The organism is Blastomonas sp. (assembly GCF_041747255.1).
GTDB lineage: Bacteria > Pseudomonadota > Alphaproteobacteria > Sphingomonadales > Sphingomonadaceae > Blastomonas.
This window is the reverse complement of the sequence record NZ_JBGTFM010000323.1, coordinates 1-4,736: the sequence shown is the minus strand read 5'-3', so window position 1 is coordinate 4,736 and position 4,736 is coordinate 1. Positions and strand designations below refer to the sequence as shown.

Here is a 4,736-nt window from a genome sequence, read left to right as displayed (position 1 = left end):
CGAATACATCACGAGAATGATGATCGCGCAGCCGATATAATTGAGCGCCACCAGCTTGGCGAGCGGGATCAACCCTTCAAAGCCGAAGGTGCCCGCAACCCACGCCATCAGCGCGTAGACGCCGAACGGGGTCAGTTCCATAACCAGGATCGTGACCTTCTGCATGATGATCGCGCCCGAATCGAAGATGCGCGCGACCGGCTCGCCTTCTTCCTTGGCCATCAAAATGCCGATGCCCAGCAGCAGTGAGAACACGATCAGCGCGAGCACGTCCATCGTCGCCATCGCCTGGACGACGTTTTCCGGCACCATTTTGAGGATCATGTCGGTGACCGAGGTTTCTGGCGGTGTGGGGGTGGCGGTGACCCCGGCAAGGCTGGCATCGACGCCAATGCCCGGCTTGACCAGGGTGCCCATCGCAAGGCCGAGAACGACCGCAATCTGGCCGGTAACAAAAAACAGCAGCATCGCGCGCCCGCCAACCGCACCAAGCTTGCGGATGTCACCGATCGAGGCGACCCCGGCAACCAGCGAGAAGAAGATCAGCGGCACCACCAGCATCTTGATCGCGCGGATGAACAGGTCACCGATCCATTTGATCGCCACCGCGCCTTCGCCCCACAGCAGGCCGGTGATGATGCCCAGCACCAATGCAGCAATCACCCGCTGCCACAGCGGAATGCGAAACCAGAATCCCAAGACGCGTCCCCTGATAAGACTTTGATCGCCGACGCTAACTGCCGCGCCGCGCGCGCGCAAGCGTCGTGCGGGTCAGTTGAATCCAATCACCGCAAAACAGGTGGCCAACCCCACCCCGATGGTCAGCGGAATTCCCGCCTTGAAGAAATCGGTGAAGCGGTATCCGCCCGCCGCATAGACCAAGGTGTTGGTCTGGTAGCCGATAGGGGTGGCAAAGCTGGCCGAGGCGGCGAACATCACCGCAATGACCAGCGGGCGCGGATCGATGCCAAGGTCTGCGCCCAGCTTGATGACAATCGGCGTCACCAGAATGGCGACCGCATTGTTGGTGATGATCTCGGTGAGCAATACCGAGAAGATATAGACCGCAAACACCACCGCCCACAGCGGCACATCGGTGAGATAGGGGGCAAGCGCATTGACGACGATGATCACGCTGCCCGCCTGCTCCAGCCCGATGCCGACGGCCAGCATCCCGAAGATCAGCACCAGCACATTGCCGTCGATGCTGCTCCACGCCTCTTCGGCATCGATGCAGCGGGCGATCAGGATGCCTGCCACCGCAAGTATCGCCGCGACTTCGATCGCGACCACGTTGAATGCCGACAGGATCACCACTGCGGCCAGCGCGCCGAGGGCCAGCGGTGCCTTGTCGCGGCGCAGGGCACGCGCAGTTGTGCTGACCACACCAAACAGGTTGGGGTTCTCGTACATCCGCGCGATGTCGGCTTTGGATCCGGTTACCACCAGCTTGTCGGCGGCATGGATCTTGGCGTTGGGCAGATCGGACCGGGGCAGGTTGCGAAACCGGCTCATCCCCAGAATGCGCACGTTGAGCAGCGAGAGAAACGGGATGTCGAAAAGCCGGTTGCCGATGCTGGGGTGGCTGGGGGCGACCATCGCCTCGACCACCACCTCGCCCTTGGCTCCGGCATCGCCCTTGCGCACGATGCCGACCTTGAAATCATCGCTGGCGCGCAGCGACATCAGTTCGGGCAGATCGGTTTGCACGACGATCACGTCATCGGGCGAAAGCAGTTCTTCGGTCAGATTGTGGCGCAGATACGTGCCATCGCGTTTGATCGCGGTGACCTTGATACGTGCACGTTTGGCGATGGCTGTCTCGCCCAGTGTCTTGCCGCGCAGCGCAGACTGGTTGCGGATCGTGAGCTCGGTCAGAAACAGCTCGTCATTTGCCCCGGCACCGGGGCTGGATGCGTCATCGCCCGGCAACAGCCATGAGCTGAACAGCACCAGCATCGCCATGCCCGCAATGCCTGCGATCAACCCGTAAGGCGTGATCTCGAAGATTCCGAATGCTGCCAGCCCGCTGTCGCGCGCCACCGAATCGACGATCAGGTTGGTCGACGTGCCGATCAGCGTCGTCGTGCCGCCCAGAATGCAGATGAAGCTGAGCGGAATCAGCAGCTTCTTGGCCGAAAAGCCGGTGGCCTGCGCCAGCTTGAGGATGATCGGGATCATCACCACCACCACCGGTGTGTTGTTCATGAAGGCAGAGGCGACATAGACGCCGAGAAACATCTCTGCGACTGCCTGCCTGGGCCGAGTGCGCGCGCGGGCGATGATGACGCCGGCAATCGCATCGATGGTGCCGGTGCGCAGCAACGCGCCGGACAGGATGAACATCGCCGCAATGGTAATCGGTGCGCTGTTCGAGAAGGCTGACAGCAGCTCTTTGGAGTTGATGATGCCCAGAAACAGGAACGTGCATGCCCCAAGGATCGCCACGACCGCAGCGGGAAAGCGCTCCATGACGAAGCCAACGAACATCAGCGCCAAAATCACGAGACCAATCTGGGCCTGCCACGCTTCGATGAAGGCCCGGATTACGTCCACGCGCTGACTGTCCTTACGCTGCGGAAATCACATATCTGGCAATGGCTAATGTGTGTCCGGGCAAAGCTCAACCGCTTTTCATTTCGGCCTTGAGCCGCAAGCTCGCGCGCCAGAAAAGGAAAGCGGGGATCAGCCCCAGCCACGCCGCGCCATAGAGCACCCAGCGCACGCTGTCGGCCCCGGCAAGCGGCTGAAAGGCATCGGACATCATGCCGAACAGCAGTGGCCCCAGCCCCAGCCCGATCAGGTTTTGCGCAAACACCATCACCGATGCGGCGACCGCGCGCAGTTCGGGGCGGACCAGCCCCTGCACACACGCATAGGTTGGGCCATAATACATCGCGTTCATGATCGTAGGGAGGACCAGCAGCGCCAGCGCCACGCGCCAGTCGGCGGAGGCGTAAGCGAGAAACAGGATGGGCGTTGCCACTGCCATTGCGATGGCGGGGCCGGTGAGCAGATGCCTGCGGTCGCGCTTGCCGAAATGATCGGCAAGCTTGCCGCCCAGCCAGGTGCCGACCATGCCCGCCACGCCGAGGGTCACACCCAGATACAGCCCGGCCTCTCCGGGGCTGAGCCCAAAGGTGCGGATGAACAGCACCGCAACCCACACTGCCTTGCCATAGGACAGGAACGCCGTCACCCCTGCCGCCAAGCACAGCAGCACAAAGGCGCGCGACGTCGCCAGCTCGCGCAACGCATCCTTTACCGGTATCTGCGCCTTGGCCTTGGGCATCGCGGCGCCCGCGAGCATCCCGGCGCGGCGGGGTTCCTTCATCAGAAAGGGCACCAGAAACGCGAGCACCACACCGGGCAGGCCAACCGCCAGAAACGCGGTGCGCCAGCCATAGATATCCGCCAACCCGCCACCAATCACCATGCCCAGCAGTGATCCGATGGGGATGCCAAGGCCGTAAAAGGCGATGGCGGACGAGCGCTTCTCAGGCGGCACGCTGTCGCTGATCAGCGAGTGCGCCGCCGGTGTGCAGCCGGCCTCACCCACGCCCACGCCGACGCGCGCCAGCAGCAGCTGGGGGAAGGTGCGCGCCATTCCGCAAGCCATCGTCATCGCCGACCATACGCCCACCGACACCGCGATCAGCGTCACCCGGTTGGTCGTCGAGCGGTCGGCATAGCGGGCGATCGGAATGCCGAGCAGCGTATAAAACAGCGCAAAGGCCAGCCCCGTCATCAGGCCGAGCTGGGTGTCGCTGAGGCCAAAGTCGCGCTTGATCGGCTCGGCGAGGATCGAAACGATCTGTCGGTCCAGAAAGTTGAAGATATAGATGACGAGCAGGGTCCACAGCATCACGCGTGGCACTTTTGCAGGCATGGCTGCGGCAGGCATGGTTGCGCCGGGCACAATCCCTGCGACCGATGCGTCCGGCACGGCCTCGTTGGCAACTGTCATTCCATCTCCTGCGGCGCTGTGTCCGGTCTATATGCCGGGTAACGCCTTATGATGCAACGCTAGCCGCATTGTGCCCGGTGAAGCAACTTCTGATCTGCGAGCACCAGCGCGACCATCGCTGCAACCACCGGTGTGCCACGAATGCCGACGCACGGGTCGTGACGGCCCTTGGTGACGATCTCGCTCGCCGTGCCGTCGCGGGTGATGGTGTTTACCGGCGTCAGGATCGAACTAGTCGGCTTGAAGGCGACACGCACCACCACCGGCTGTCCGGTCGATATGCCGCCCGCGATGCCGCCAGCATGGTTGGCGAGGAACTGCGGATCGCCGGAGTTGTCGCCTGCCAGGGCAGGGCGCATCGGGTCCGCATTGGTCTCGCCCGACAGCCGCGCTGCGCCGAAGCCGTCGCCAATCTCGACGCCCTTGACCGCGTTGATCGACATGCATCCGCTTGCCAGTTCGCTGTCGAGCTTGGCATAGATCGGCGCGCCCCATCCGGCGGGCACGCCGGTGGCGACGCACTCGACGATCGCGCCCAATGAACTGCCCGCCTTGCGCGCAGCATCGACCTTTGCCTCCCAGCGCCTGGCGGCTTCGGGGTCGGGGCAGAAGAACGGGTTGCGATCAATTTCTGCGGCATTGAAACGCGCGGGGTCGATGCTGTCCCCGCCGAGTTCGCACACATAAGCGGTGATCGTAACCTCGGGGATTATCAGCCGCGCGACGCCGCCTGCGGCCACCCGCGCGGCGGTCTCGCGCGCGCTGGAAC

4 protein-coding genes are annotated in these 4,736 nt (G+C 63.3%); all 4 read right to left on the bottom strand.

The window, feature by feature from the left end; translation table 11 throughout:
* Nucleotides 1–699 (bottom strand): dicarboxylate/amino acid:cation symporter (locus tag ACEW8G_RS11080; RefSeq protein ID WP_373488479.1); only part of this gene is annotated, 699 nt, incomplete at its 3' end.
* Between the two features lie 72 nt (nucleotides 700–771).
* Nucleotides 772–2,556: an SLC13 family permease gene (locus ACEW8G_RS11075; protein WP_373488478.1), complete on the bottom strand. Its 1,785-nt coding sequence runs from the start codon at nucleotides 2,554–2,556 to the stop codon at nucleotides 772–774.
* 67 nt (nucleotides 2,557–2,623) lie between these two features.
* The gene (locus tag ACEW8G_RS11070; protein ID WP_373488477.1) at nucleotides 2,624–3,967 is read right to left on the bottom strand and encodes a spinster family MFS transporter; all 1,344 of its coding nucleotides are present in this window, start codon (nucleotides 3,965–3,967) and stop codon (nucleotides 2,624–2,626) included.
* Between the two features lie 59 nt (nucleotides 3,968–4,026).
* Nucleotides 4,027–4,736 (bottom strand): chorismate synthase (gene aroC, locus ACEW8G_RS11065; protein WP_373488476.1); only part of this gene is annotated, 710 nt, incomplete at its 5' end.